General features: G+C 71.0%; 26 protein-coding genes. 13 read left to right on the top strand and 13 right to left on the bottom strand.

The annotated features are described in order from the left end of the window. Window positions 1-132 precede the first annotated feature (132 nt). Complete coding sequence (hpnA, locus tag G537_RS0110830; protein ID WP_026870145.1) at window positions 133-1,128, bottom strand: hopanoid-associated sugar epimerase; 996 nt, start codon at window positions 1,126-1,128, stop codon at window positions 133-135. A gap of 240 nt (window positions 1,129-1,368) precedes the next feature. Here hpnA and G537_RS42000 point away from each other — a divergent pair, with 240 nt between their 5' ends. Together G537_RS42000 and hpnE are read left to right on the top strand one after the other, a co-directional pair. Further along, complete coding sequence (locus tag G537_RS42000) at window positions 1,369-3,105, top strand: squalene/phytoene synthase family protein (RefSeq protein WP_051248285.1); 1,737 nt, start codon at window positions 1,369-1,371, stop codon at window positions 3,103-3,105. Then, window positions 3,102-4,403, top strand: coding sequence for a hydroxysqualene dehydroxylase HpnE (gene hpnE, locus G537_RS37365; RefSeq protein WP_051248284.1), 1,302 nt, complete (start codon window positions 3,102-3,104; stop codon window positions 4,401-4,403). Before G537_RS42000 ends, hpnE begins: the two co-directional genes overlap by 4 nt. Before the next feature lie 47 nt (window positions 4,404-4,450). On the opposite strand, the gene G537_RS0110815 is transcribed toward hpnE, so the two are convergent. Both G537_RS0110815 and G537_RS0110810 read right to left on the bottom strand, forming a co-directional pair. Then, on the bottom strand, window positions 4,451-5,485 hold the full coding sequence (locus tag G537_RS0110815; protein ID WP_026870144.1) for an LLM class flavin-dependent oxidoreductase: 1,035 nt from the start codon (window positions 5,483-5,485) through the stop codon (window positions 4,451-4,453). Between the two features lie 135 nt (window positions 5,486-5,620). Beyond that, window positions 5,621-5,923 carry a nucleoside triphosphate pyrophosphohydrolase family protein gene (locus tag G537_RS0110810; RefSeq protein WP_026870143.1) on the bottom strand — a complete coding sequence of 101 codons (303 nt, stop codon included), beginning with the start codon at window positions 5,921-5,923 and terminating at the stop codon, window positions 5,621-5,623. A 207-nt stretch (window positions 5,924-6,130) separates the two neighbouring features. Between G537_RS0110810 and G537_RS0110805 the strand changes: the two genes are divergently transcribed. Together G537_RS0110805 and G537_RS0110800 are read left to right on the top strand one after the other, a co-directional pair. Continuing rightward, window positions 6,131-7,363 carry a PQQ-dependent sugar dehydrogenase gene (locus G537_RS0110805; RefSeq protein ID WP_026870142.1) on the top strand — a complete coding sequence of 411 codons (1,233 nt, stop codon included), beginning with the start codon at window positions 6,131-6,133 and terminating at the stop codon, window positions 7,361-7,363. Further along, complete coding sequence (locus tag G537_RS0110800) at window positions 7,353-7,934, top strand: c-type cytochrome (RefSeq protein ID WP_034851256.1); 582 nt, start codon at window positions 7,353-7,355, stop codon at window positions 7,932-7,934. Before G537_RS0110805 ends, G537_RS0110800 begins: the two co-directional genes overlap by 11 nt. A gap of 15 nt (window positions 7,935-7,949) precedes the next feature. On the opposite strand, the gene G537_RS0110795 is transcribed toward G537_RS0110800, so the two are convergent. Together G537_RS0110795 and G537_RS0110790 are read right to left on the bottom strand one after the other, a co-directional pair. Beyond that, window positions 7,950-8,744, bottom strand: a complete 795-nt coding sequence (locus G537_RS0110795; protein WP_051248283.1) for a phytanoyl-CoA dioxygenase family protein — start codon at window positions 8,742-8,744, stop codon at window positions 7,950-7,952. Window positions 8,745-8,746: 2 nt separating this feature from the next. After that, window positions 8,747-9,505 (bottom strand): phosphocholine cytidylyltransferase family protein, encoded by a 759-nt coding sequence (locus G537_RS0110790; protein ID WP_026870139.1) that lies wholly within the window; start codon window positions 9,503-9,505, stop codon window positions 8,747-8,749. 111 nt (window positions 9,506-9,616) lie between these two features. Between G537_RS0110790 and aepX the strand changes: the two genes are divergently transcribed. From aepX to G537_RS0110765, 5 genes are all read left to right on the top strand, one after another. Continuing rightward, complete coding sequence (aepX, locus tag G537_RS0110785; RefSeq protein WP_245578987.1) at window positions 9,617-11,311, top strand: phosphoenolpyruvate mutase; 1,695 nt, start codon at window positions 9,617-9,619, stop codon at window positions 11,309-11,311. A 77-nt stretch (window positions 11,312-11,388) separates the two neighbouring features. Continuing rightward, entirely contained in the window at window positions 11,389-12,561 is a 1,173-nt protein-coding gene (gene aepY, locus G537_RS0110780; protein WP_026870137.1) for a phosphonopyruvate decarboxylase, read from the top strand. After that, window positions 12,558-13,568, top strand: coding sequence for a flippase-like domain-containing protein (locus G537_RS37360; protein WP_051248282.1), 1,011 nt, complete (start codon window positions 12,558-12,560; stop codon window positions 13,566-13,568). The genes aepY and G537_RS37360 overlap by 4 nt, the downstream gene beginning before the upstream one ends. Next, window positions 13,565-14,671, top strand: a complete 1,107-nt coding sequence (locus tag G537_RS0110770; protein WP_026870136.1) for a 2-aminoethylphosphonate--pyruvate transaminase — start codon at window positions 13,565-13,567, stop codon at window positions 14,669-14,671. Before G537_RS37360 ends, G537_RS0110770 begins: the two co-directional genes overlap by 4 nt. Then, a complete protein-coding gene (locus G537_RS0110765; protein ID WP_064742104.1) occupies window positions 14,668-15,096 on the top strand; it encodes a DUF2141 domain-containing protein in 429 nt (142 codons plus the stop codon). The genes G537_RS0110770 and G537_RS0110765 overlap by 4 nt, the downstream gene beginning before the upstream one ends. On the opposite strand, the gene G537_RS0110760 is transcribed toward G537_RS0110765, so the two are convergent. Next, window positions 15,087-15,689, bottom strand: a complete 603-nt coding sequence (locus G537_RS0110760) for a CDP-alcohol phosphatidyltransferase family protein (RefSeq protein WP_026870134.1) — start codon at window positions 15,687-15,689, stop codon at window positions 15,087-15,089. The genes G537_RS0110765 and G537_RS0110760 overlap by 10 nt on opposite strands. A 210-nt stretch (window positions 15,690-15,899) precedes the next feature. On the opposite strand from G537_RS0110760, the gene G537_RS37355 reads away from it, so the two are divergent. Then, window positions 15,900-16,496 (top strand): YcbK family protein, encoded by a 597-nt coding sequence (locus G537_RS37355; protein ID WP_051248281.1) that lies wholly within the window; start codon window positions 15,900-15,902, stop codon window positions 16,494-16,496. A gap of 163 nt (window positions 16,497-16,659) precedes the next feature. Then, window positions 16,660-17,424, top strand: a complete 765-nt coding sequence (locus G537_RS45395) for a tetratricopeptide repeat protein (protein WP_026870133.1) — start codon at window positions 16,660-16,662, stop codon at window positions 17,422-17,424. Window positions 17,425-17,443: 19 nt separating this feature from the next. Here the strand turns inward: G537_RS45395 and G537_RS37350 are convergent, their stop codons facing one another. The 7 genes from G537_RS37350 to G537_RS43605 all read right to left on the bottom strand — a co-directional run bounded on the left by G537_RS37350 (window position 17,444) and on the right by G537_RS43605 (window position 23,850). Beyond that, on the bottom strand, window positions 17,444-18,127 hold the full coding sequence (locus G537_RS37350; RefSeq protein WP_034851255.1) for a CpaD family pilus assembly lipoprotein: 684 nt from the start codon (window positions 18,125-18,127) through the stop codon (window positions 17,444-17,446). An 8-nt stretch (window positions 18,128-18,135) separates the two neighbouring features. Further along, entirely contained in the window at window positions 18,136-19,749 is a 1,614-nt protein-coding gene (locus G537_RS37345) for a type II and III secretion system protein family protein (RefSeq protein ID WP_081688732.1), read from the bottom strand. An 8-nt stretch (window positions 19,750-19,757) separates the two neighbouring features. Then, complete coding sequence (gene sctV / locus G537_RS0110735; protein WP_051248279.1) at window positions 19,758-21,848, bottom strand: type III secretion system export apparatus subunit SctV; 2,091 nt, start codon at window positions 21,846-21,848, stop codon at window positions 19,758-19,760. Further along, complete coding sequence (locus tag G537_RS0110730; protein ID WP_026870131.1) at window positions 21,845-22,186, bottom strand: hypothetical protein; 342 nt, start codon at window positions 22,184-22,186, stop codon at window positions 21,845-21,847. The genes sctV and G537_RS0110730 overlap by 4 nt, the downstream gene beginning before the upstream one ends. Before the next feature lie 5 nt (window positions 22,187-22,191). Then, window positions 22,192-22,563, bottom strand: coding sequence for a hypothetical protein (locus G537_RS0110725; protein ID WP_026870130.1), 372 nt, complete (start codon window positions 22,561-22,563; stop codon window positions 22,192-22,194). 27 nt (window positions 22,564-22,590) lie between these two features. Then, window positions 22,591-23,571 carry a SctD/MshK family protein gene (locus tag G537_RS0110720; RefSeq protein ID WP_026870129.1) on the bottom strand — a complete coding sequence of 327 codons (981 nt, stop codon included), beginning with the start codon at window positions 23,569-23,571 and terminating at the stop codon, window positions 22,591-22,593. A 111-nt stretch (window positions 23,572-23,682) separates the two neighbouring features. After that, the gene (locus tag G537_RS43605; protein WP_155888573.1) at window positions 23,683-23,850 is read right to left on the bottom strand and encodes a hypothetical protein; all 168 of its coding nucleotides are present in this window, start codon (window positions 23,848-23,850) and stop codon (window positions 23,683-23,685) included. Window positions 23,851-24,408: 558 nt separating this feature from the next. Here G537_RS43605 and G537_RS41995 point away from each other — a divergent pair. Together G537_RS41995 and G537_RS0110705 are read left to right on the top strand one after the other, a co-directional pair. After that, window positions 24,409-25,041: a secretin N-terminal domain-containing protein gene (locus G537_RS41995; RefSeq protein ID WP_155888572.1), complete on the top strand. Its 633-nt coding sequence runs from the start codon at window positions 24,409-24,411 to the stop codon at window positions 25,039-25,041. Between the two features lie 57 nt (window positions 25,042-25,098). Next, window positions 25,099-25,617: a hypothetical protein gene (locus G537_RS0110705; RefSeq protein WP_026870128.1), complete on the top strand. Its 519-nt coding sequence runs from the start codon at window positions 25,099-25,101 to the stop codon at window positions 25,615-25,617. Window positions 25,618-25,660: the final 43 nt, after the last annotated feature.

Below are 25,660 nucleotides of genomic sequence, written 5' to 3'. Positions count from 1 at the left end.
GTTGAAAATGCCGACAGGGTGCGTCGAACGGCTTGCCCGATGCATAAGCATCGCGCTGCGCCGCTCTCCTGCCCCGTCGGCATTTTGAACCGGCGCAGGACGCAGGGGTGTGAGATAGCCGGGCTGAGCCGATCATTTCAGGTAACCGTTGGCCTGGAACCACTCGAGCGCATCGACCAGGGCCTGGCGTGCCGGCCGCGGCCGGTAGTCCAGCGCGCCTTGGGCCTTGGCCGAGGAGAAGTACATGGTCTTGCGCGCCATGCGCAGCGCGTCGCGCGTCACCATCGGCTCCTTGCCGGTGAAGCGCGACACCGTCTCGGCCATCAACGCCACCGGCCAGATCGGCCCCAGCGGCAGCCGGATCTTCGGCGCCTTGCGGCCGACCAGGCCGGCGATCTCGGCCAGGATGGCGGACAGGGCGAAGTCCTCGCCACCCAGGATGTAGCGCTCGCCCGGCACGCCGCGGGCGAAGGCGGCGAGATGGCCCCGGGCGACGTCGTCGACATGGACGAGGTTCAACCCGGTGTCGACGAAGGCCGGTATGCGGCCGGTCGCGGCCTCGACGATGATCCGTCCGGTCGGGGTCGGCTTGACGTCGCGCGGCCCGATCGGCGTCGAGGGGTTGACGATCACCACCGGCAGGCCCGTCTCGGCCGCCGCCGCGCGGGCCGCATCCTCGGCCAGGAACTTCGAGCGCTTGTAGAGGCCGATCATCTGGCCTTCGGTCGCGACCGTGGTCTCGTCCGCCGGCCGGCCGTCCGGATGGTGGCCGAGGGTCGCGACGCTCGAGGTGTAGACGGCGCGCGAGACCCCGGCCGCGGCGGCGGCGCGCAGGATCGCGGCCGTGCCCTCGACATTGGTGCGCAGCATCGCCTGCGGCACGGGGACCCACAGGCGGTAATCGGCCGCGACGTGGAACAGCGCGGTGCAGCCCTTCAGCGCCGGGATCAGAGAGGCCTGGTCGTCGAGGTCGCCCGTCACCGGCTCGGCATCGAGGCCGGCCAGGTTGCGGCGGTCGCTGTTCGGGCGCACCAGCGCCTTGACCCGATGGCCTTCGGCCAGCAGCGCGCGGGCCACGGCCGAGCCGACGAAGCCGGTGGCCCCGGTGACGAGGGCGATCTCGCTCATCCTTCCCCGCGGCTGTCGTCCCGGCCTCGGGAATATCCCGTACTCGGTCGCATCATGGCGGCGAGACTGTCGGACCGGGCCGTCGACCGCAACATCAATTACCGTAAGCCTGCATGCCATCGGCGTTTGCCTTGACAATTCAGGGGGGTCTGCGATGTGGTGGCCCGGTCCAGGGCCGCGCGGCGGGACCGCCGCTGCGCCTCGTTCCGGATAGCCCTGGCCGAGACAAGACAGGCGACCATGACCGTGCCGGCCGACCGAGCCATCGTCGACTCTTCCCCGCCCGCCGGCGCGCCGTCCCCCCGGGCGGACGCCGTCGAGCTGCCGGCGACGAAGACGTCGAGCCAGGAGAACTTCCCGGTCGGATCCTGGCTGCTGCCCAAGCGCCTCAGGCCGCACGTCGCCGCCTTCTACCGCTTCGCCCGCGCCGCCGACGACATCGGCGACGACCCGGACCTGCCGACGGCGGAGAAGCTGGCCCGGCTGGACGCGCTGAAGGCCGGGCTGACCGCCCCCGGGCCGGAGGCGACCGCCGGGATCCGCGCCTCGATCGCCGCCACCGGCGTCGGCCTCGTCGACTGTCGCGACCTGCTGGTCGCCTTCCGCCGCGATTCCGAGAATCGCAGCTGCCGGACCTGGGACGACCTGATCGACTATTGCCGCTATTCGGCCAACCCGGTCGGGCGCTACCTGCTGCGGCTGCACGGCCAGTCCGAATCGACCTTCCCGGCCGGCGACGCGCTGTGCACGGTGCTGCAGATCCTGAACCATCTGCAGGATTGCGGCGACGACTGGCGCAAGCTGCGCCGGATCTATGTGCCGACGGACTGGATTGAGGCCGCCGGCGGGATCGACCGTTTCTTCGCCCCGGACGAGGCCTCCGCCCGGATCCGCCGGCCGGTGATCGACCGCTGCCTCGACATCGTCGACGCCATGCTCGACACCGCCTGCACCCTGCCCGGGCAGCTGACCTCGCGGCCGCTGGCGGCCGAGGTCAGCGTCATGCTGTGGCTGGCCCGGCGCCTGGCGGCGCGGCTGCGCCAGGGCGACCCGATCCTGACCCGGGTGGCGCTGAGCAAGGCGGATTTCGCAAGGGCGCTACGGCCCGGCCTGTCCGTCATGGCCTTCGGCGCCAAACCCCTGGACGACGCCGCGCTGGTGCGGATGGCGGTGTTCCGGGCCAAATCCTCCTTCGCCGCCGGCATGCGCATCCTGCCCGCCGAGGGCCGCCGCGCCATCTACGCCGTCTACGGCTTCTGCCGGCAGGTCGACGACATCGCCGATTCCGCCGCCGCGGTCGAGGAGAAGACCGTCGCCCTCCAGGCGTGGCGGCAGCGGCTGGACCGGATCTTCGCCGGCCGCGGCGAGGATCCGCTGGACCGCGAGCTGATCTGGGCGATCCGCCGCTTCGGCCTGCCGCGCGCCGAGTTCGAGAGCATGCTGGACGGCATGACCATCGACGCCGCGGCCGAGGTGCGGATCGCCGACCGCGCCGGGCTGGCGCATTACGCCCGCTGCGTCGCCGGCACGGTCGGCGTGATGGCGGTGAAGATCTTCGGCTGCCCGGACCAGGCCAGCGAGGCCTTCGCCGTGGCCCAGGGCGAGGCGCTGCAGCTGACCAACATCCTGCGCGACGTCGACGAGGACGCGACGCTCGGGCGGCTGTACCTGCCGGAGAGTTGGCTGCGGGAAGCCGGCATCCCGACCGAGCGGCCGATCCCGGAGATCGTCGCCGATCCCCGCATCGCCGCGGTCTGCGCCCGGCTGGCGGCCGAGATCCAGCCCCTCTACGCCGCCCTGCCCGGGCTGATGCCCGCCGGGACGGAGAAACGGATGAAGGCCGCGCTGATCATGCAGCACAGCTATCGCCGCATCTTCGAGAAGCTGCAGGCCCGGGGCTATACCGACCGGTCGGTCCGGCCGCGCCTGTCGAAGCGCGAGCGGATCGGCATCCTGCTGTCGGCGCTGCTGCGATGACCGCGCATGTGATCGGCGGCGGGCTGTCCGGCCTCGCCGCCGCGGTGGAGCTCGCCCGGACGGGGACGCCTGCGGTGGTCTACGAGGCCACGGCGCGGCCCGGTGGCCGCTGCCGCGCCTTCCATGAGCCTGCGCTGGACCGGGTGATCGACAACGGCAACCACTTGGTCCTGTCGGGCAACCGCAACGTGCGGCGCTATCTCGAGCTGATCGGCGCCGCCGATCGGCTGGCCGCGCCGGCGCGGCCCGGCTTCCGCTTCGTCGACCTGGAGCGTGGCCGCGAATTCACCCTGCGGCCGAACCGCGGCCGGCTGCCCTGGTGGATCCTGCGCGCCGGCCGCCGGGTGCCGGGGACCCGGCCGCGCGACTATCTGGCGCTGCGCCGCCTGGCCAAGGCCGGGCCGGGGGACACCGTGGCCGGCATGGTGCCGCAGGGTGAGCTGTATCGCTGCCTGATCGAGCCGCTCGCCGTCTCCGCCCTCAACACCCCGGCCGACGAGGCCTCGGCCCGCAGCCTGTGGGCGGTGGTGGAGCAGACTCTGGCCAAGGGCGGCGCCCAGACCATCCCGCTGATCGCCCGCACCGACCTGGCCGACACCTTCATCAACCCGGCGCTGGACTTCCTGCACCGCCACCGCGTGACGGTCCGGACCGGGATGCGGATCAAGACCCTGGAGATCGACGAGGGTCGCATCACGGCGCTGGAGCTGGACCAGGGCACCCTGCCCCTGGCGCCGGACGACCAGGTGATTCTGGCGGTGCCGCCGGCGATCGCGGCGCGGCTGGCGCCGGGGCTGACGCCGCCGGAGGTGGACGAGCCGATCGTCAACGGCCATTTCGCCATCCCGCTGCGCGAGGAACCGCACGACATCGCCGGCATCGTCGGCGGCACCGCCCATTGGGTGTTCCGCCGCCCGGGCATCGCAAGCACGACGGTCAGCGCCGCCCGCGGCTTGGTGGACGAGCCGGCGGAGCAGCTGGCCCCGCGCCTGTGGGCCGATGTGGTGCGGGCCTTCCCCGACCTGGCCGGCCCCCTGCCCGCCCACCGCATCATCAAGGAGAAGCGGGCGACGATCCGCCAGAGCCCGGCCGACGAGGCCCGGCGCCCGCCCTGCCCCACGCCCTACGCCAATCTCTGGCTGGCCGGCGACTGGACCGCGACCGGGTTGCCGGCGACCATCGAGGGCAGCCTCTTGTCAGGCTTCCGCGCCGCCGACCATGTGCGGTCAACCGGAACGGTGACGGCGTCGGCGCGTCGCCGGGGACGCCGCGGCCGGGCCGGGTCAGAGCCCGTCTGAGAGACCGTCACCGGACGGCCGCGCCGGTAGCCCTGTCGGGCGGGCTCTCAGGCCATCATCTCGCGGACGAGCGGCATGACCTTTCTGCCGTAGAGCTCGATGCTGCGCATCAGCCTGGCGTGCGGCAGCGGCCCGGCGCTGTACTTCAGCTGGAAGCGCGAGGCGCCGAGGGCGGTGACGGTCGAGACGATCTTGCGTGCCACGGTCTCGGGCGAGCCGACATAGAGCGAGCCGTGCTCGGCCTCGCGCTCGAACTCGCCCTGCCCCATCGGCGGCCAGCCGCGCTCCGCCCCGATCCTGTCGCGCATCTTCTTGTAGTCGGCGAACAACTCCTCCCGCGCCTGGTCGTCGCTGTCGGCGACATAGCCGGGGGAATGGACGCCGACCGGTTTCACCGGCCGGCCCAGCTGCTCGAAGGCGCGGTGGTAGAGGTCGACATAGGGGCGGAAGCGCTTCGGGTCGCCGCCGATGATGGCCAGCATCAGCGGCAGGTCGTAGCGGGCGGCGCGGATCACCGATTCCGGGCTGCCGCCGACGCCGATCCAGGTGGTCAGCCGGCGGTCGCCCTCGACCGGCGGAAAGACGCTCTGGTTGCGCAGCGGCGGGCGGGTGCTGCCGCGCCAGGTCACCGGCTCCTGCCGCAGCAGCGCCGCGAACAGGTCCAGCTTCTCCTCGAACAGCGTCTCGTAGTCGCTGAGCTCGTAGCCGAACAGCGGGAAGGATTCGGTGAAGGAGCCGCGGCCGAGGATGACCTCCGCCCGGCCGTTCGAGACCGCGTCCAGGGTCGAGAAGCGCTGGAACACGCGGATCGGGTCGTCGGAGCTGAGCACCGTCACGGCCGAGCCGAGACGGATCCGGCTGGTCCGCCCCGCGATCGCCGCCAGCAGCACCTCGGGCGCGGAGACGGCGAAATCGGCGCGGTGATGCTCCCCGACGCCGAAGAAATCGAGGCCGAGCTGGTCGGCCAGCGCGGCCTCCTCGACCACATTGCGCAGCACCTGGGCGTGCGGCAGCGGGGCGCCGTCCGGCCCGGTGGTGACGTCGCCGAAGGTGTCGAGTCCGAATTCGAGGGGTTGGGCCATGCAAGTCTCTGGGTCGCGGGGTGCGTCACCGCACAGATGGCCACCGGCCGGGGCCGGTCAACTGCGTTGGACGGAAACAGACTGTCTCGCGGACGGACCCTCCGCTCCCGGCCCCGGCTGGCCAACGCTCGGCGGTCACTCCGGCCGGAAGCGCCATTTCCGCTCGACCGCGGCGGCCAGGTCGATCCCGTTCGCCCGGGCGAACAGCAGGATGTGGCCCAGCATGTCCGCGGTCTCGTCGGCCAGCGCCTGCCGCAGCTCCTCCTCGGAGCGGCCCCGAGTCCGGCCGCGACCGGTCAGCTTGTTCCAGACCTGGGTCAGCTCACCCAGCTCCTCGTGCAGCTTCAGGAGGAACCAGTCGGGGTCGCGCCGCAGCCCGTTGGCCTCGGCATAGACGCAGGACACGTCCTCGAACTGGTCCTTCAGGCGATCGAGCATTGGCGGCCTCGGGCAGAGATTCGGCTCCCGCAGGTTACCGGGAGGCCGGAACGGCGGGATAGCTTCGGCAGAGGATAGGCATTTCGGCCTACCCGACAGTCGGCCGATACGTCATACTTATGCGCAGCGGATACGAAATACAGAATATCCGTTCATCCGGAACGACGACCGGCCTCGAACAGCCGGCGCAGAGAGAGGAGGACGCTCATGAGCACATGGAGGGCCATGTCCGGCGTGGTCGCCGGCCTGTTCACCGTCTTCGCGGCCGGCGTGTCACCCGCCCAGCAGCCCCCGGCGCAGCCCGCCGCGCAGGGCGAGGACGAATCCTGGGCGGCCGGACGGCCGCGCAGCGACGCCGCGGTCGCCCTGGCGCCGGTCGGGGCGCCGCCGATCCCGACGCCGGCGGCGCGGCTGCCGGTGGCGAAGATGAAGGTGCCGGATGGCTTCAAGGTCGAGGTCTGGGCGGCCGGCGTCGCCAATGCCCGGTCGATGGCCGTCGGCGACAAGGGCACCGTCTTCGTCGGCACCCGGCAGCTCGGCAACGTCTATGCCGTCACCGACAGCGGCGGGAAGCGCACGGTGAAGACGATCGCGAAGGGGCTGCACCGGCCGAACGGCGTCGCCTTCAAGGACGGCGCGCTCTATGTCGCCGAGCTGTCGCGGATCCTGCGCTACGACGACATCGAGCAGCATCTCGACGCCCCGCCCGAGCCCAAGGTGGTCTATGACGACCTGCCGAAGGACGAGCCGCACGGCTGGAAGTTCATCGCGATCGGGCCGGACGACAAGCTCTATGTCCCGATCGGCGCGCCCTGCAACATCTGCGAGCCGCCGGAGACGCATGCCCAGATCCGCCGTATCGCCCTCGATGGATCGGGGGCCGAGGTGGTAGCGCGCGGCGTGCGCAACACGGTCGGCTTCGACTTCGACCCGAAGACCGGCGACCTCTGGTTCACCGACAACGGCCGCGACTGGATGTCCGAGGACATCCCAAATGACGAGCTGAACCACCTGACGCAGCCGGGCCAGGAGCATTTCGGCTATCCGTTCTGCCACCAGGGCAGCATCCGCGATCCCGAGTTCGGCTGGGGCAAGTCCTGCGAGGAGACCACCGCCCCCGCGGCGCTGCTGGGGCCGCATATCGCGGCGCTGGGGATGGAGTTCTACACCGGCAGCATGTTCCCGGAGGCCTATCGCGGCGCGATCTTCATCGCCCGTCACGGCCCGTGGAACCGGACCGAGAAGATCGGTGCCGATATCGCCGTCGCCACTCTGGACGCCGACGGCCGCGTCACCAGGGTCGAGCCGTTCCTGACCGGCCTGATCGAGAACAACGGCTATCTCGGGCGGCCGGTCGATGTGGAGACGCTGCCCGACGGCTCGCTGCTCGTCTCCGACGACCACAACGGCGCGATCTATCGTGTCAGCTATGGCGGCTGAGAGAGGTCTTCGTTGGCTGCTCGCCGGCGGCCTCGTCCTGGCGGCGGCCGCCGCGGCGGCGCAGAGCCTGGAGGAGCGGCTGCCGGCCTGCGCCGCCTGCCACGGCGAGGCCGGTGTCTCGCCGATGGAGGCCACGCCCTCCCTGGCGGCGCAGCCCTCGGCCTATTCGGTCGTGCAGCTCTACATGTTCCGCGAAGGCCTGCGGCCCGGCACGCCGATGACCGACGTCGCCAAGGACCTGACCGACGAGGACCTGCAGGCCTTCGCCGATCATTTCGCGGCCCTGGCGCCCCCTGTCCCCGCGACGGACGGCGATTCGGGGCGGATCGAGCGGGGCCGCGCTTTGGCGCAGACCCATCGCTGCGGCGTCTGCCACCGGCCCGACTTCTCGGGCCAGGGGCAGGTGCCGCGCCTCGCCGGGCAGCGTGAGGACTACCTGGCCAAGGCGCTGCGCGAGTACAAGAGCGGCGTCCGGCCCGGCTACGACCCGGCCATGGCCGAAGTCATGGCGTCGATCGGCGAGCCGGAGATCAACGACCTCGCCTATTTCCTGGCCCGGACGGGGAAGTGATCGCCGGGAAGGCCGTCACACCCGGAACCTGTACTCCTTGCCCGGCTGGCGCTCGATGTCGGGCGGGAAGCTGGCGCGCTTCTCGGCGAAGTACAGCTCGCGGTGGTCGCCATCGGCCAGGCGGTTGTAGGTCAGGTACAGGATCCGCCGCGCCTTGTCGGTCAGGTTCGGCTTCGAGGCGTGCGGGGCGTAGCTGTCGAAGAACAGCACGTCGCCCGGCTCGGTCGGCACAGGCACCAGCTGGAAGCTGGCCATCTGCTCGTCGGTCAGCGGCTTCCACTCCTCGCCGATCAGCCCGGTCAGGCGCGGCATGTCGGCCATCTCGAGGCAGCCGTTCTCGACCGTGGCGCGGTCGACCGAGACCATCACGGTCAGGAAGATCGGGGCATAGCGCGACCACCCGGCCTGCTGGTCCTGGTGCGGCTCGAAGCCGGCGCCGCCCGCCATCTTGAAGTTGATCTTCTCCTTGAACAGGCAGGACGGCGCGCCCAGCAGTTGCTCCACCGCCCGGAACAGCCGGCCGTGGCGGACCAGCCCGTCGAACTCGGCGTGGTACGGGCAGAAATTCTCGATCCGCTGCACCACCCGCTTGGTCGGGTCGAGCAGGCTGGGCTCGTAATAGACCATGTGCTTGCCCGGCTCCTCGGGCATCGCCACCAGCTCGTCGGTCCAGCGGCTGATGGCGGCGGCTTCGTCCGGGCTGAAGAAGCCGCGGGCGGCGACCCAGCCGGTGCGGGCATAGGCCGCGAGGTCCTCGACGGATAGCGGACCGGCGGCCGTAGCGTCGGCGGGGGTCACGGTATCGGGCATTCTCAATGCTCCAGTTGCGGCAGGATCTCCCGCTGCGCGCGGGTCACATCGACGTCGAAGTCGATCTCGGTCCAGGGCAGATCGCTGATGTCGGCGACGCCGAACCGGTGCGGATGCGCCAGGATCAGGTCCCGGATCGCCTCCTCGTATTCGACCGCGGTGATGCCCTGGCGGACATACCAGTCGGTGCGGTCGCCGAGCGCACGCGCCATGTCGGGCGAGAAGCGGAAGAAGCCGACCGACTCGCCGTGCCAGTCATGCGCGTGCTCGGGCTTCTTGCGGAAATCGACGATGGTGTCGCCGCGGAAGCAGATCTTCACCGGCTCGTCGCCCGGCTCGATCTCGCGGTCGACCAGCAGCGCGTTCTCCGGCTCCGCTTCCAGGAGGCGGCCGATCATCGGCTCGGGGTACAGCACGTCGCCGTCCATCAGCACCACCGGCTTGCCGGCGGCAAGGCGGTCGCGCTGGACCCAAAGCGAGACCAGGCTGCCCTCGCGGTAGCGCGGGTTCTCGACGAAGCCGATGCGGCCGCCGAGTCCGAGTCGGTCGATCTCGCGGCGGATCTGGTCGCCCTCATGCCCGATGGTGATCGAGATGTCGTCGATCCCGTTCGCGTGCAGCGCGGCGATATGCCGTTCCAGAAGCGACCGTCCACCGAACCGGAGCAGGATTTTCGGGCCGCCGGCGGCCGATCCGAGGCGCCGGCCGATGCCGGCCGCGAGGATGATCGCAGCGGCCGGCCGCCCATCGGGAAGTGACAATTCCGTGATGCTCCGGTTGCTTTTTTCTGAAGTGGCCTGAAGATACAGGCCGAAATGGCGGCCCGGCAAGGCGCTGGACGGCCGAGATTCCGCAACCCGGATATCCGGTTCATGACCAAGAATGCGATGAAGGCTCTCGACGACACCGCCCTGACGGGCCCGTCCGACGCCGGCTCTTCCACCCGGACCGACCGCCCGAAATCGGTCTTCGCGGCGCTGCGCGAGGAGATCTTCTCCCCGACCCTGTCCTTCCTGATGGAGGCCCATAACGGCCTCTCGGCCAAGATCGTGGAGGAGGCCGGGTTCCGCGGCATCTGGGCCTCGGGCCTGACCACCTCGGCCAGCCTGGGCCTGCGCGACAGCAACGAGGCGTCCTGGACGCAGGTGCTGGACGTGCTGGAATACATGGCCGATGCCTCGACGCTGCCGATCCTGGTCGACGGCGACACCGGCTACGGCAACTTCAACAACGTCCGCCGCCTGGTGCGGAAGCTGTGCGAGCGGCGCATCGCCGGGGTCTGCATCGAGGACAAGCTGTTCCCGAAGACCAACTCCTTCATCGGCGAGGACCAGCCTCTGGCCGAGATCGAGGAGTTCTGCGGCCGCATCAAGGCCGGCAAGGACAGCCAGCTGGACGACGACTTCGTGCTGGTGGCCCGGGTCGAGGCGCTGATCTCCGGCCGCGGCATGGAGGAGGCGCTGCGCCGGGCCGAGGCGTATCACGCCGCCGGGGCCGACGCGATCCTGATCCATTCCAAGAAGTCGACGGCGAACGAGATCTTCACCTTCGCCGAGCGCTGGGGGAACCGGGCGCCGCTGGTGATCGTGCCGACGATGTACTATGCCACCTCGACCGACCTGTTCCGCCAGGCCGGCATCTCGACGGTGATCTGGGCGAACCACCTGCTGCGGTCCTCGATGACGGCGATGCGCGAGACCGCCCGGCGGATCTTCGAGGACGAGTCGCTGCGCGAGGTCGAGGGCCGGGTGGCGAGCGTGCGCGACATCTTCGCCCTGGTCGGCAATGCCGAGCTGGAGGCTGCGGAGCGGCGGTACCTGCCGGGCAAGGCCGCGCCGAAGGCCGTGGTGCTGGCGGCGTCGCGCGGCGACCTGGGCGACGAGCTGACCCGCGACCAGCCGAAATGCATGATCGACGTGCGCGGCCAGTCGCTGCTGCAGCGCCTGGTCTCGACCCTCGGCGACAGCGGCCTGAAGGACGTCACCGTGGTCCGCGGCTACCGCAAGGAGGCGGTGGTGGTGCCGGGCATCAAGACGGTCGACAACGACCGCTATGACGAGACCGGCGAGGTCTATTCCCTGGCCCAGGCGCGCCAGGCGCTGGATGGCGAGGCGGTGGTGGTCTACGGCGACGTGCTGTTCCGCCGCTACATCCTGGACGGGCTGATGTCGAGCGAAGGCGACATCGTGCTGGCGGTGGACGCGATGAGCCTGTCGGTCAAGCAACCGAAGAAGACGCTGCGCGACCTGGTGGCCGCCGACCGGCCCTATTCCGGCAGCTATCTCGATGACACGCCGGTGCATCTGAAGTCGATCTCCGAGTCGATCCCGGCCGGCGAGGTCAGCGGCGAATGGATCGGCCTGGCCCGGTTCAGCGCCCAGGGGGCCGCCTGGCTGCGCGAGGAGATCGACCGGATCGAGGCCGAGGGCCTGCTGGAGACGGCGGACCTGCCGCTGCTGCTGACCCGGCTGGCGGCCCGGCATCCGGTGGTGGTGCAGTACTTCACCGCCCATTGGCTGGACGTCGACACGCTGAGCGACCTCGCCGACGCCCGGAACTTCACCTGAGGACACGCGGCGCGCGACCCTGCCATGCGTCCGCGCGCCGCTTCCCTCCGGCGTCATCGCGCTCTAGAAGGTCGGGCATGATCACCGCAGACGAGTTCATCGCGGCGGCGAAGGCGCGCGGCCACGACTTCTACACCGGGGTCCCGTGCAGCTTCCTGACGCCGCTGATCAACGGCGTGCTGTCGAGCAAGGCCCTGACATATGTCGGCGCCGCCAGCGAGGGCGAGGCGGTGGCGATCGCCGCCGGTGCCTGGCTGGCCGGGCGGAAGACGGTGGTCATGTGCCAGAACTCCGGCCTCGGCAACGCGGTCAACCCGCTGACCTCGCTGAACGCGCCGTTCCGCATCCCGACCCTGTTCGTCACCACCTGGCGCGGCCAGCCCGGCCTGCCGGACGAGCCGCAGCACGAGGTGATGGGCCGCATCACCCAGGACCTGCTGGCGCTGATGGAGATCCCGCAGTCTCCCTTCCCGGCCACGCCTGAGGCGCTGGGGCCGGCGCTGGACCAGGCCGCGGCCCGGATGGACGAGGCCGGCCTGCCCTATGCCTTCGTGATGAAGAAGGGCGATGTGCGGGACGAGGATCTGCAGGCCCCGCCCCTTCCCCTGCCCCGCCCGGGCCGCCGCGCCGACTGGCCCGAGGCCGGGCCGCGCCCGACCCGCGCCGCGGTGCTGGAGCGATTCCTGGCCCTGACCGACGACCGCACCGCGGTGGTGGCCACCACCGGCAAATGCGGCCGCGAGCTGTTCACCCTGGCCGACCGCAGGCAGCACATCTACCAGGTCGGGTCGATGGGCGGCGCCTCCGGCATGGCGCTGGGCGTGGCGCTGAACTCCCCGGCGCCGGTGGTGGTTCTGGATGGCGACGGCGCCGCGCTGATGAAGCTGGGCACCTTCGCCACCATCGGCGCCCAAGGGCCCGGCAACCTGATCCACATCCTGCTCGACAACGGCGTGCATGATTCGACCGGCGGCCAGGCCACGGTCTCCGCTTCCGTCGACTTCGCCGCGATCGCGCTGGCCTGCGGCTATCAGTTCACCGCCTTCTGCGCCAGCCTGGACGGGTTCGAGGCCGCGTTCCGCGCCGCGTCCGAAGCGCCGCGGCCGGCGCTGATCCATGTCCGCATCGCCCCCGGTTCGATGGAAAAGCTGGGGCGGCCGACCGTCGTCCCGGCCGATGTCGCCCGTCGCTTCCGAGACTTCCTCGCCGGCCTCCGCCCGGCCGCAACGGGTGCCGGCACCGCATCATGAAATGGCCCGCCTGCATCGGAATCGCCGTCGGCTTGGCGGTCGCGGTCGTGCTGGTCTGGCTGACCGGCGCCTCCGAGATCTGGGCCGCCCTGACCGGCGCCGGCTGGGGCATCCTGGCCGTGATCGCCCTGCACTTCCCGCAGTTCCTGTTCTCCTCGCTCGGCTGGCGGGTGCTGGTGCCGGAACGGCCGGTGCCAAGCCTGCTCTACTTCATCCGGCTGCGCTGGATCCGCGAGGCGATCAACGCGCTGCTGCCGGTGGCGCAGATCGGCGGCGAACTGATCACGGCCCGCCTGCTGGCGATGCGCGGCGTGCCGCTGAACCGCTCCGGCGCCGCCATCGTCGTCGACCTGACGACGCAGATGGCGAGCCAGGTGGTGTTCACCGTCTTCGGCCTGGGGCTTCTGCTGCTCGGCGCCCATGACGGTGCGATGACGCCGTGGATCATCGCCGGCGCCAGCGTCGGGCTGGTGCTGGTGGTCCTGTTCATCGGCGCCCAACGCTTCGGCATGTTCAAGGTGCTGGAGCGGGCGCTGATCCGGCTGGCCGACAAGTTCGGCTGGTCGTCGCTGGGCGAGGTCTCCGGCCTGCATGATTCGATCGTGTCGCTATACGATGACCATGCCCGCCGGGTCTGGGTGTCCGGCGGCCATCACCTGATTTCCTGGCTGCTCGGCTGTCTCGAGATCTGGGCGACGCTGTGGGCGCTGGGCCTCGACGCCGGGCTGCGCGAAGCGGTGATCATCGAGAGCCTGGCCCAGGCGGTCCGCGTCGCCGGCCTGCTGGTGCCGGGGGCGCTCGGCATCCAGGAGGGCGGCTTCATCGTCATCTGCGGCCTGCTCGGCATCCCGCCGCACAGCGCGGTGGCCATGGCGCTGATCCGCCGCATCCGCGACCTCGCGCTCGGCGTGCCGGGCCTGATGGCCTGGCAGGTGATGGAGGGCCGATACCTGGCCCGCCGCCGGGCCCTCGCGCGCGCCGCGGCGGCCTCGGAGGCATCCTCGTGACCCGCACTCCGGACGAGCCGGCCCTGCTGACCCCCGGTCCGCTGACCACGCGGATCGAGACCCGCCGCGCCATGCTGCGCGACTGGGGCTCGCGCGACCGCGCCTTCATCGCCCTGACGGCGGAGCTGCGGCGGCGGCTGCTGGCCGTCGCCCATGGCGAAGCCAGCCATGTGGCGGTCCCGCTGCAGGGCAGCGGGACCTTCATCGTCGAGGCGGCCATCGCCACGCTGGTGCCCCAGGCCGGCAAGCTGCTGGTGCTGGCCAACGGCGCCTATGGCGAGCGCATGATCGCGATCGCGAACCGCCTCGGCCGCGCCGTGGAAGCGCTGCGCTGGCCGGAAGACCAACCGGTGGAGCCGGAGCAGGTCGAACGGGCACTGGCGGCGGATCCCGCGATCACCCATGTCGCCCTCGTCCATTGCGAGACCACCTCGGGCCTCCTGAACCCGTTCGAGGCGGTGGCCGCCATCGTCGCCGCGCAGGGCCGGGCGCTGATCCTGGACGCCATGAGCAGCTTCGGCGCGCTGCCGATCGACCTCGCCACCACCCCGGCCGCGGCGGTGCTGGCCTCCAGCAACAAATGCCTGGAGGGCGTGCCCGGCATCGGCTTCGCCCTTGTCGAACGCCAGGCGATCGCGGCGGCGAAGGGCAACAGCCCGTCGGTCAGCCTCGACCTGCACGATCAGTGGCGCGGCTTCGAGGGCAACGGCCAGTGGCGCTTCACCCCGCCGGTGCAGGTGGCGGCGGCGCTGGTCGAGGCGCTGCGCCTCCTGGAGGCCGAAGGCGGTCCGGCCGCGCGGCTGCGCCGCTACCAGGACAATTTCGACACGCTGGCCGCGGGCATGCGGAATCTGGGCTTCCGCCTGTTCCTCGACCCGGCGGTGCAGGCGCCGATCATCGCCACCTTCCACCCGCTGGACGATCCGCGCTTCGCCTTCGACCGCTTCTACGAGGCGCTGGCCGCGCGCGGCTTCCTGATCTATCCGGGCAAGCTGACCCGGGCCGACAGCTTCCGCATCGGCTGCATCGGCGCCCTCGACCGCGACGACTTCCAGGCTCTGCTCGTTGTCATCGAGGACGCGCTGTCGGAGATGCGCCGATGAACATCCCCCTCCTGGCCGGAGCCGCCGCCGTCTGGCTCGGCCTGGGCGCCGCCGCGGCATCGGCGGCGACGGTCGAGATCATCGTCACCAACATCAGGGAAGCCAAGGGCACGATCCGGATGTCGCTGTGCCCGCAAGCCCAGTTCCTGAAGGACGACTGCCCCTACAGCGGCACGGCGCCGGCCGCGGTCCCCCAGGCGACCGTGGTGATACCGAACGTCGCCCCCGGCGTCTACGCCGCCCAGGGCTTCCAGGACGTCAACGACAACCACGAAGTCGACCGCACCCTGCTGGGCGTGCCCGAGGAGGGCGTCGCCTTCTCGCGCAACCCCTCCTACTTCTTCGCCCCGCCGGACTTCCAGGACGCGGCCTTCACCGTCAGCCCGCAAGGCACGCGGATCACCGTCCGGCTGCGTTACTTCTGAACCGCCGGCTTCGGCCGCCGCGACAGCACCCCGAGCCACAGCGCGCCCGCCGGCGTGATCACCGCCGCCGCGATCAGCATCGGCCAGGCCAGGCCGAGCCAGAGGAAGACCGGCACCAGGGCCAGCGCGTCGTCGGGGTCGACCACCACGCCGCGATGGCGCATGGCATAGCGCGACAGCTCGATCACCTTGGTGACGTTGAGCTGCCAGAACAGGACCCCGATCCCGAGGCCGGCGGCCGCGCCCAGCAGCACCGGGGCGATGCCGAGACCCGATCCGGCCAGGCCGACGCCGATGCCGATGAAGGTGACCGCGTCGCACAGGCAGTCGGTGACGAGGTCGTAGCGGTGGCCCCATGGGCTCATCTGCCCGGTCTGCCGGGCCAGCTCGCCGTCGGCCCGGTCGAACAGCATCGACAGCAGGAACACCACCCCGCCGAGATCGGCCCAGCCCCCGCCGGCCGCGAAGGCCGCCGCCGCCGCCAGGCCGGTGACCAAGCGCACGGTGGTCAGCTGATTCGGCGTGACGCCGGTCGGCGCGATCCGCCGGACCGCCGGCCGAACGATGCGATGGATCAGGGTATCGTGGCTCATCCGTTTCTGCTGTCTTCGCGCCCCGTCCCGAAGGCGCCCCGTCCCGGGGCTTCTACACCATCAGGACGGATCCAAGGCAACGGTCTCGCGACCCCTGCGTCGAATCGGCGATGCCTCCTGACACGAAGGCGCGATTGCAATCCGTCGCCGGCTCTGCGAAATGCTTATATCGTCGCGCTGGGTTTCGTCGCCTGTCGAGGCTGTTTTCGCATGACCGCGTTCATACCCTCCCGGCCTCCGGCTCCCACCCTCAACCGCCGCGCCGCGCTCGGCATCGTCGGCGGCATCGTCCTGGCCGGACCGGCGGCCTATGCCCTGCCCCCGGCGGCACGTCCGGGATCGCTGCTGGACGAGGTGCACAACCGGGTGCCGCCTTATCTGGAGCTGACCCACGCCCATACCGGTGAGAAATATACGGGCCAGTTCTACGGCCCGACTGGCTATGACGTGGCCGAGCTGCAGAAGCTCGACTGGTTCCTGCGCGACTGGCGCCAGGGTTTGACCGTGCAGATGGACCCGCGGCTGTTCTGGGCCCTGGCGGTGATCCGGGCCGTGACCCAGCGGGCCGGCTTCAGCGGCAAGGCGACGATCAATTCCGGCTACCGCACGCTGAAGACCAACTCCTCGCTCGAAGGCGCCGCCCGCAACTCGCTACACATGGCCGGCCGGGCGATCGACCTGACCTTCGACAAGGTGCCGCCGCACCAGCTGGTGGGCTGCGCCCTGGCGCTGCAGATCGGCGGCGTCGGCCAGTATCCCGGCTTCACCCACATCGATTCCGGCAATCTGCGCACCTGGGAAGGCTGACCGCCGCCCCGGGGAGCGTGGCCATGCGCCGGGCGGACGCGATTCCCAATCGCGGAGTCGACGCGGCGGCGCGATCATTCTATCCATGGTCCAGCCTGCGCCGCCGCGCAGGCACGCCGCCGGATAGCCCCGGACTCGCTGCTTCAAGGGAGAGCCCGCCGCCATGCCGTTCCCGTTCACCCGCGCCGCCATCATCGCCACGGCCCTGATCGTCGCGGGTTGCGGCGAGTCGGCGACGACCTCCCTGATTCGGATGGGCGACAACATCCGCGCCGCCGGCGATCCGGCGACCGCCATCACCTTCTATCAGCGCGCCGCGACCGAGGACCCCAACAATCCCCTGCCGATGATCAAGCTGGGCGATGCCATGGTGCAGTCCGGCGACACGGCGCGGGCGGCCAGCTACTACCACGCCGCCCTGGCGATCGAGCCGACCAATGTCGACGCCCTGCGCGGCCTGGGCAAGGTGCAGCTGGCCCAGGGCAAGCCGCAGGAGGCGATCGCGGTGCTCGACCAGGCGCTGGCCCGCAAGCCGGACGACGCGCAGACGGTGCTGGTCAAGGGCACCGCGCTGGCCCTGCTGGGCCAGCCGCGCGACGCGCAGGCGCTGTACCAGAGGGCCCTGGCGAAAGAGCCGGCCAATGTCAGCCTGAAGACCAACCTCGCCCTCTCCTACGCCCTGGCCGGCGACACCGGCGAGGCGGTGCGGGTGATGCGCGAAGCCGCCGCGGCGCCGGACGCCACCGCGGTGCAGCAGCGCAACCTGGCACTGGTCCTGGCGATGGACGGCAAGACCCAGGAGGCGCGCCGGGTGGCCGAAGCGGCCCTGCCGGCGAAGGAGGCGCGCAACCTGGTCAACGCCGCGCGCCGGATCCGCGGCATCAAGGACCCGGCGCGGCGGGCCCAGGCGATCGGCACGATCGGCTGAGCCCGTCGGCGTCCGGCCCCTACTGCGAGGGGCTGGTGGAGTTGGAGGTGAAGTCCGAGCCGGTCGCGGCCGGCGGCGGCAGGACCATGCCCGCCTGGCTGCGCTCGCCATGGGACTCGGTCTCGGCGCCGGTGCGGTCGTCGTCGTCGAGCTGCAGGTAGCGCTCGGCCGCCCGCACCGAGGGATTGGCGAAGGCCGGGCCCATCTGGCGGCCCTGGAACAGGTCGCTCTTGCGCTCCACCTGCAGCGCCAGGTTGAGGTCGTTGGCGCAGCCCAGCGGCAAATCCTCGGGCAGCGAGCCGTCCGGGTTCAGGCAGCGTTTCGGCCACAGCACCTGCTGCCCGGCCGCCGCCACCTGCACGGTGTCGGAGGCCGCGGGGTCGCTGACCAGCGAGATGTTGTAGCGGCCGGCGCTGCGCAGCGCCGCCGCCACCGCCTCCTGCCGCGCCGCCGCCCGCGGGCCGCCGGCGGCGACGGTGATGGAGGATCCGGGGGCCAGCCCCGCGCCGCGGACGAACTCGACCAGCCGGGCGCGCTCGGTCGCGCTCAGGCTCGAGGCCTGGGGCGCGAACAGCACCGGATGCGCCACCGGGGTCGACAGAGTGGTGTAGCCGTCCTCCGGCCAGTCCGGAAACTTGTGTTCGCAGGCGGCCAGGACGCCGGCCAGGGCGATGGCGGCGAGATGCTGGATCGGAAATCTCATGGCACGTCCTATTCGAGCACGAAGCCGGCGCTGCCGCCGGTCATGGAGGGGGACTGGCGCGCCCGCCGCACAGTCGGCTCGGTGCGCTGCGCCGGCGCCGCCACCGCCTTCGGCGACTCCGCCGGCTTCATCAGGAACGGGGTGATCAGGATCACCAGCTCCGTCTCGTTGCGCTTGTACCGGCTCGACTGGAACAGCTTGCCGAGGATCGGGATGTCGCCGAGCACCGGGATCTTGTCGGCCACGTTCGACATGTTGCGCTGGAACATGCCGGCCAGCGCGAAGGTCTGGCCCGAGGCCAGCTCGATCGTGGTCTCGGCCCGGCGCACGATCAGCGACGGGACCGAAACCCCGTCGCTCTCGACCCGCGCGTCGTCGCTGAGCTCGCTGACCTCCGGCTTCACCCGCATGGCGATGCGCTCGCCGGGCAGCACGGTCGGGACGAAGGACAGCGACACGCCGAACTGCTTGTATTCGATCGTCACCGTCTCGTTGCCCTGGGGCACCGGGATCGGGAACTCGCCGCCGGCCAGGAAGTTCGCGGTCTCGCCGCTGACCGCGGTCAGGGTCGGCTCGGCTAGGATGCTGACCAGCCCTTCGCGCTGCAGCGCGTCGATCACGGCATCGACGTTGTAGCCGCCGCTGTGGTAGCCGGCGGTGGCGGTGCCGGGCAGATTGATTGCCGAGGGCATGCCGCCGCTGACCAGGCCGATGTTGAACTTGCCGATCTCGAACATCGCCTGCCAGTTGATGCCGAGATTCTCCACCGCGTTGCGCTGGACCTCGGCGAAGCGGACACGGATGCCGACCTGCTGCGACCCCTGCAGGGTGTTCAGGTTCATCGCCCCGCCGCTGTTGCTGCCCAGCTGCTGGGCCAGGGCGTCGAGCTTCATGGCGCTGCCGAGATCGGCCACCGTGCCGGTGGTCACCGGGCGGTCCTGGATGTAGCCCATCTGGCCGCCGCTGGCCGGGGCCACCCGCATCAGCTCGCGCTGCGCCGCCGTCTCGTCCTGGCTGACCCGGACATTGGCCGCGGCCACCACCTGGTCGGCGCTGCTGAGCGCGAACAGGTTGGTGGTGCCCGAGGAGACGCCGTAGATATAGGCCGAGCGGGCGGACACCATCTCGACGTCCAGCACGTTCGGATTGGCCACCAGCACGGTCTGCACCGGCAGGGCGAAGGTCAGAAGGTTGCCCTGCCCGACCTTCATCTCGATCAGCGAGCGGCTGGGCGTCAGCGTCGGCTGCCGTGGCGGCGCCGGCGAGACCTGCATCATCGGCCCCTGCGGCGCGCCGGGGGCGGCCGGCTGGCCAGGCTGCGACGACGGCGGCGGCTGCATCGCCGGCGTCATCTGCGGCGGGTCGTCCGGCATCCCGGGCGGCACGGTCACGATCTTCGGCGCTGTGGCCGGCGCCCGCAGGGCGGTGACGTCCTCGGTCGGAGTCACCGGCGCGGCGGGCGCGGCCCCGGGCTCCTGCGCCTGGGTCGGCAGCGGCTGCACCGTCATGGCCCCGTCCGGCCCGGCCTGGGCCTGCGCACGCGGAACGCCGGCCGCGATGGCCGCGACCAGGACGGCCGTGGCGGCGAGGGAGCGGCGCAATCGGGATCGTGACTGGTCCATCTTCCCCCTCACTCCGCGGCGGCCCGGTCGGCCCCGGCATCCTGGCGGACGCGGCGGCCGGTCAGCCGGACCACCGCCACCGGCTGCACCGTGTAGTCCGAAGCGATCTCGGCGTAGGACAGCACCACCGCCTCGACCCGGTTCCGGGTCAGGGTCTGGCGCAGGAACCGGCGGGTGTCGAGCGCGGTCAGGATCACCGGCGGCCGGCCGCCGGCCACCACCCGGCCGAGATGGCCGCGAATGGTGTCGACCAGCTCCTCGGCCTGGCCTTCGGGCAAGGCGAGATAGGCGCCGACCGTGGTCTGCCGGATCGACTGGCGCAGCACATCCTCGGCGCTGCGGTCGAGGATCAGCGCGTGGATGACCTTCCGCTCGTCGGCATGGGCGTGGCAGATCTGCCGCTTCAGCCCGCCGCGGACATATTCGGTGAGCAGGATGACGTCCTGCTCCTTCTGCCCCCATTCGGCCAGCGTCTCCAGCACCAGCCGATGGTTGCGCAGCGAGATGCCCTCCTCCAGCAGACGGCGGAACACGTCGGCGAGCTGGTTGACCGACAGGTTGCGCTGCGCCTCGCGCACCAGGTCGCCGCGCGTCGCCTCGATGCCCTTGAGGAAGGCCATGGTCTCCTGGATGCCCAGGAAATGCGGGACGTAGCGGCGCAGCGCCCGGGTCAGCGCCTCGGCCACGATCTCCTCCGCCGTGGCGAAGCCGATCCCGGCCTCGGCCAGTGCCGCCTCGTGCCGGGCGTCGAGCCAGTGCTGGACCACCCCGCCCGGGCCTTCGCCGGCCTCGGCGGAGAGACCGAGGAGGTCGAGATGCATCGGGTCGTCGCGCAGCAGGATCCGGCCCGGCCGCGCCGTTCCGGCTTCGACCGGGACCCCGTCGACGTCGATCCGGAAGCCGTCCGGCGGCAGCGTGCCGCCGGGCCCGACCCGACCGGCCGGGAACGGCACGCCGAGCTCCTGCTCCAGCTCCGCCGCCGCGTCCCGCGCCAGCCGCTCGGCCACGGCGCGGCCCAGCCCGGCCGCCAGATCGGCGCCGAGATGCAGCGTCACCGTGTCGTCCTCCGCCGCCTCGGGCGCCGTCTCCTCCTGCGCGGCCGTCTCGGCGCTGCGCAGCATCCGGCGCCGGCGCAGCAGCACGCCGCCGGCCATGGTGGCGGCGATGGCGAGGAAGATCAGGGTCGGGAAGCCCGGGATGAAGCCGAGCAGCGCCACTACCCCCGCCGCCATCAGCAGCGCGCTGGAGTTGGCGCCCAGCTGGCGGGCGATGTCGGCGCCGAGATTGCGGCTTTCCGTCGTGGTTACGCGGGTGACGATGGTGCCGGAGGTGATGGCGACGAACAGCGCCGGGATCTGCGACACCAGCCCGTCGCCGATGGTCAGCAGCGAATAGACGTGCATCGCCTGGCCCAGCGACATGCCGTGCTGCAGCATGCCGATGGCGAGGCCGCCGATCAGGTTGACGGCGACGATGATCAGCCCGGCGATCGCATCGCCCTTCACGAACTTCATGGCGCCGTCCATGGCGCCGTAGAGCTGGCTCTCCTTCTCCAGCTCCTGCCGCCGGCGCGTCGCCTCGGCCAGGTCGATGTCGCCGGCGCGCAGCTCGCCGTCGATGCTCATCTGCTTGCCGGGCAGGGCGTCCAGGGTGAAGCGGGCCGCGACCTCGGCCACCCGCTCGGCGCCCTTCACCACCACCACGAACTGGACCACGGTGATGATCAGGAAGATCACGAGGCCGATCGCGAGGCTGCCACCGATGACGAACTCGCCGAAGGTCTGGATGATCGCCCCGGCATCGGCGTCCATCAGGATCAGGCGGGTGACGCCGATCGACAGCGCCAGGCGGAACACCGTCGCGATCAGGATCACCGACGGCAGCACCGACAGCTCGAGCGGGCTGCGCAGATAGACCGCCACCATCAGCAGCAGGACCGCGAAGGTCATGTTGCAGGCGATCAGCGCGTCGACCAGCAGCGTCGGCAGCGGCAGGATCATCAGGAGGATGGTCGCGACCAGCAGGGCCACGATCATCAGGTCCTGCCGCCCCGTGGCGGCGGACAGGGCCGATTGCCAGCTCCGGGCGCGCACGCTCATGCCGCCACCGCCATCCGTCCGTTGCGGGCGTCGAGATAGTCGCGAAAGGCGCGGCGGGCCGCCTCGATCTCGCCGAGCTGGTGCAGCGCCCGGCTGCGCAGCAGATGCCGCGTCGCGGCCGGCGGCTCGACCTGGTCGAGCCGGTCGAGGACCGCGAGCGCCTGGCCGGGCCGGCCGACCGCGAGCAGGGCGACGGCGAGAGCCCGCAGCGCCGCCGGATCGGCCTCGCCGTCGCGGGACGCCAGCAGCAGCGCCAGCGCCAGCGCCCGCCGGTTCTGGCCGTGCTGCAGATAGTCGAAGACGAGGCGATGCAGGGCGTCGCGCTGGGCTTGCGTCATCCGCGTCACCCGCCGATCAAATCGTTTAGCCGAGCGCGCAGCAGGTCGTGCTTGCGCAGCTCCTGCAGCAGCACGGCGCTGCCCCAGCGGGCCAGCCGGTCCTCCGGCGCCTCCGCCTGCAGCAGGTCCAGGATATCGGCCAGGGTCTCGGCCTGGCCGCCGGGGGTGGCATGGATCCCGCCGGCCGTGGCCGGGCGGATGTAGTCCAGCATCTCCTCGCGCAGCCGCGAGGTCCGGTCGCGCCGGCCGCGCACGGCCCCGGCCCGGCGCGGCGCCGGCGGACCGGCGGCGGTGACCGGGCGCCCCGCGACGCCGTCCGGCTGCTGGCCGGCCCGGACGCCGTCGAGCGGCTCGGTGCGTGGCTGGATCGTCGTCATCTCGGCTCCCCCTTCCCCGACATCGCTTCAAGGCTTGGCGGGGTCGGTCAGGACCATCACGAAGGTCTGCCCAGCCCGGCTGCGCAGGGTGACGGCGTCGGCCCGGATCTTGTCGACCGACCAGCCGCCGCCGAGATCGGCACCCTCGAAGTATTTCGAGCCGGTATGGGTGATCAGATAGGGGTTGTCGCCGGTCCACACCGCCTGGATTACGAGTTCGGGGGCGCCGCTGCCCGCCCCGGTCGCCACCTCGGACGCCAGCAGGGCGGAGGAGGCGAAGGTACGGTCGAACCAGGCCTGGATCTCGCGCCACTGCGCCATGTCGGCCGGCGACAGCCGGCCCGAGGCGACGATGCGGCTGCCCTTCACGGCCAGGGTGACGCCGTCGAGATGGGCGGCGTCGATCCGCGCCTGCAGCGCCTCCTGCGGGGTCTGCTGCCGCGGCACGACCGGCGCCAGCGCGGCGGTCTGCACCGCCGGCTTCCCGGCCTCGGGCGCCTCGGCCTGTCCGGCTGTCGGCCCGTCGGAGCCGCCGCCGGATGACAGCGCGATCCCGGACAGGCCGCCGAGGATCACCAGCAGCGCGATGGTCACGGTGACGGCGCGGAGGCGCGAGCCCCCGATGGTCGCCTCGACGGGGCTGCGCACCACGATGCGCGAGGATCCCAGGGTCAGCTCGGCCGGCAGCGGCAGGGTCAGAGCCCCGCCGGGCTCCGTCACCTCGGCCCGGCCCGGCACGGCGACGGCGCCGGCCAGTGGTTCGATCCGCACGCGATGGCGGCCGATGTCGATCAGGGCATGGACCGGGGCCAGAGTCTCGTCCGCCAGGACGATGTCGGAGTCGAGCCCGCTGCCGACCCGGTAAGCGGCCGGCGCCAGCTTCTGAACGGTGCCGGCGTTCGGTCCCTCGAGCACGAACAGGGTGACCGAGGCCGGCTGAGGGAAAAGTCGCTGGATCGGCCCCTGAAGGGGGCTGTCAGACAGGAACGCCTTGAATTTCGAGAGCATGGCCCACCCCACGAGGCGCCTCGATCAGTGGCGAAAGCGAGCGCGACCGGGGCCGGCCGCGCTCGCGATACTGACAGCGATGAAACTCAGGAGCCGGAACGACGTCCGGCCTCAGCCCTTGCGGGCCGCGTCCTGGAGCGCCTGGGCCCACTTGTCCTGCTGCTGGTTCTTCTGGGTTTCCCAGGCAGTGGCGATCGTGTCCTGCTTGTTCTGCTCGCGGATCTTGGCCATCTCCTGCTGGAGATCGGAGACATTGCCGGAGCCGGAAGTCGAAGCCATAATCCATTCCTCCTTGTGCGATGCTCAAGATGTACAAAGCCGAAAACAGAGAGGGAGGCGCAGGCCCGAAGCCTGACCCGGCACGCCAATTCGCCGACCCGCTCCGGCGCCTGGGGCCAAACAATCCTAAGCTTTGCCTCGCCCCGTAACCTTGGCCAACACGACCCGAATGCCGGTTCGATACCAAGGCTTGCCCCACCACTCGAAACTACTATCCGACTATGCTGCAAACGGCCGTCAGGTCAAGCACTTCAATGTCTCAGTGCATTGAGATTTCGACTACAGGCACGTTCAACAAAACTTTAACAAAAAGCGGGGAACCCCGCCGACAGTCTAAGCGTTTAGGCCTGCCCGATGTCTGGGCGATCCGCAGCCCGTTTCAAGCAGGCCGGGCGTTTGGATTGGCTTTTGCACGTCGGGCTATGCAGCGTTATAATGACGAAGGCGGGTCGACGATCTCGGACATTTCGGCGGGAAGTCTTGATGCGGGCGGGGATGGCGATCAGGACCGGAGGGCTGACAGGAGTATTGTCCGACAAGACTCGGCGGGGCACCGCCGTGCTCGCGCTTGCCGCCCTGATTTCCCTTCCGGCCGGACCGGCGGCGGCACAGGAGCCCGCCCCTCCGGCCGTCGAGACCGCGCCAGCCGCTCCCATTGTTGCCGCGACGCCCGCCCCGGCCGATCTCGCCGCCCAGGGCAGTCGCGCCCTGCCCTGGCCCGACAAGCCCTACCCCTATGTCGTCCTGGACCAGGACGTGCGCGACGTGCTGTTGGCCTTCGGCAGCAACCTCGATATCCCGGTGAAGATCAGCGACAAGGTCTCCGGCCGGGTGCGCGGCCGGCTGCCGGAGCTGACGCCGCAGAAGCTGCTCGACCAGCTCGCCGCCAGCTTCGGCCTGCAATGGTACTATGACGGCCAGGTGCTGTACGTGACCACGGTCGAGGAGGCGGTGTCGGAGATGCTGCCGCTCGGCGCGATCCGATTCGAGGAGCTGCAGGCGTCGCTGGCCAGCCTGAAGCTCGACGACCCCCGTTTCCCGCCGCGGCCGCTGGCCAGCGCCAATGTGGCGCTGGTGTCGGGCCCGCCCCGCTACGTCGCCCTGGTCAAGGAGACCATGCAGGCGCTGCAGCAGGCCTATCAGTTCCAGACCACGATCGTGCGTGGCCGCACCGCGAAGCCCGGATCATGATCCGGCCGCGAGGTTGCCCCGTAGCCTACACCCGTTTCATGAGCCAAGGCTGATCCCATGGTTGTCATCTCGCCCTCCGTTCTCCAGACGCCGGCGCTGATCGAACCGAAGGCTGCGGTCACGCCCGTCGCCCTGCCGCTGGATCAGAAGGCGGCCAACGTCTTCGACTATGCCCTGCCGCTGCAGCCGGCGCACAAGTCGGTCGCCGACTATGCGCCCAGCCTGAAGGCCAAGCTGCTGGCGAACCCGGCGGCGATGGGCGACCAGCTGCTGAACTCGCTGCAACAGTTCCACAAGGACACGATGTCCCTGGGCGCCAAGCTCCGCGAACCGCAGCCCGCTGCGGCGACACTGGCGTCGGCAACGGCCCCGGGCACGACCAAGCCGGGCCTGCAGCCGGGGCCCGCCGCGGCGCAGCCGGGGCAGCGGCCCGCGGCGGAGGTCGACTTCCGGGCGGAGATGCGCGAGATGCGGGCGGCGTCGCGGGAGTTCAGCAACGGCGTGCTGCGGACCACGTTGGTCACCACCGCCTCCAAGCAGCTGGGCAACGTTCCGGAAACCCTGCTGCGAGGCTGATTTGCGGCTGCCGTCCCGGCGGGTGTCGGACAGGATCTCAGAA

The organism is Inquilinus limosus DSM 16000, from assembly GCF_000423185.1.
Taxonomy (GTDB): domain Bacteria; phylum Pseudomonadota; class Alphaproteobacteria; order DSM-16000; family Inquilinaceae; genus Inquilinus; species Inquilinus limosus.
The sequence above is the reverse complement of the archived record's forward strand: the minus strand, read 5'-3'. Positions and strand labels throughout refer to the sequence as shown.

Coding starts and splice junctions, on each gene's coding strand:
- G537_RS37355 (WP_051248281.1), top strand. CDS start 15,900: ATGACCGCGTTCATACCCTCCCGGCCTCCGGCTCCCACCCTCAACCGC.
- G537_RS37350 (WP_034851255.1), bottom strand. CDS start 18,127: ATGAGATTTCCGATCCAGCATCTCGCCGCCATCGCCCTGGCCGGCGTC.
- G537_RS0110805 (WP_026870142.1), top strand. CDS start 6,131: ATGAGCACATGGAGGGCCATGTCCGGCGTGGTCGCCGGCCTGTTCACC.
- G537_RS0110730 (WP_026870131.1), bottom strand. CDS start 22,186: ATGACGCAAGCCCAGCGCGACGCCCTGCATCGCCTCGTCTTCGACTAT.
- G537_RS0110765 (WP_064742104.1), top strand. CDS start 14,668: ATGAACATCCCCCTCCTGGCCGGAGCCGCCGCCGTCTGGCTCGGCCTG.
- G537_RS37345 (WP_081688732.1), bottom strand. CDS start 19,749: ATGGACCAGTCACGATCCCGATTGCGCCGCTCCCTCGCCGCCACGGCC.
- aepY (WP_026870137.1), top strand. CDS start 11,389: ATGATCACCGCAGACGAGTTCATCGCGGCGGCGAAGGCGCGCGGCCAC.
- G537_RS37360 (WP_051248282.1), top strand. CDS start 12,558: ATGAAATGGCCCGCCTGCATCGGAATCGCCGTCGGCTTGGCGGTCGCG.
- G537_RS45395 (WP_026870133.1), top strand. CDS start 16,660: ATGCCGTTCCCGTTCACCCGCGCCGCCATCATCGCCACGGCCCTGATC.
- aepX (WP_245578987.1), top strand. CDS start 9,617: ATGACCAAGAATGCGATGAAGGCTCTCGACGACACCGCCCTGACGGGC.
- G537_RS0110810 (WP_026870143.1), bottom strand. CDS start 5,923: ATGCTCGATCGCCTGAAGGACCAGTTCGAGGACGTGTCCTGCGTCTAT.
- G537_RS43605 (WP_155888573.1), bottom strand. CDS start 23,850: ATGGCTTCGACTTCCGGCTCCGGCAATGTCTCCGATCTCCAGCAGGAG.
- G537_RS0110705 (WP_026870128.1), top strand. CDS start 25,099: ATGGTTGTCATCTCGCCCTCCGTTCTCCAGACGCCGGCGCTGATCGAA.
- G537_RS0110800 (WP_034851256.1), top strand. CDS start 7,353: ATGGCGGCTGAGAGAGGTCTTCGTTGGCTGCTCGCCGGCGGCCTCGTC.
- G537_RS0110760 (WP_026870134.1), bottom strand. CDS start 15,689: ATGAGCCACGATACCCTGATCCATCGCATCGTTCGGCCGGCGGTCCGG.
- G537_RS0110725 (WP_026870130.1), bottom strand. CDS start 22,563: ATGACGACGATCCAGCCACGCACCGAGCCGCTCGACGGCGTCCGGGCC.
- hpnE (WP_051248284.1), top strand. CDS start 3,102: ATGACCGCGCATGTGATCGGCGGCGGGCTGTCCGGCCTCGCCGCCGCG.
- hpnA (WP_026870145.1), bottom strand. CDS start 1,128: ATGAGCGAGATCGCCCTCGTCACCGGGGCCACCGGCTTCGTCGGCTCG.
- G537_RS0110720 (WP_026870129.1), bottom strand. CDS start 23,571: ATGCTCTCGAAATTCAAGGCGTTCCTGTCTGACAGCCCCCTTCAGGGG.
- G537_RS0110815 (WP_026870144.1), bottom strand. CDS start 5,485: ATGGCCCAACCCCTCGAATTCGGACTCGACACCTTCGGCGACGTCACC.
- sctV (WP_051248279.1), bottom strand. CDS start 21,848: ATGAGCGTGCGCGCCCGGAGCTGGCAATCGGCCCTGTCCGCCGCCACG.
- G537_RS42000 (WP_051248285.1), top strand. CDS start 1,369: ATGACCGTGCCGGCCGACCGAGCCATCGTCGACTCTTCCCCGCCCGCC.
- G537_RS0110795 (WP_051248283.1), bottom strand. CDS start 8,744: ATGCCCGATACCGTGACCCCCGCCGACGCTACGGCCGCCGGTCCGCTA.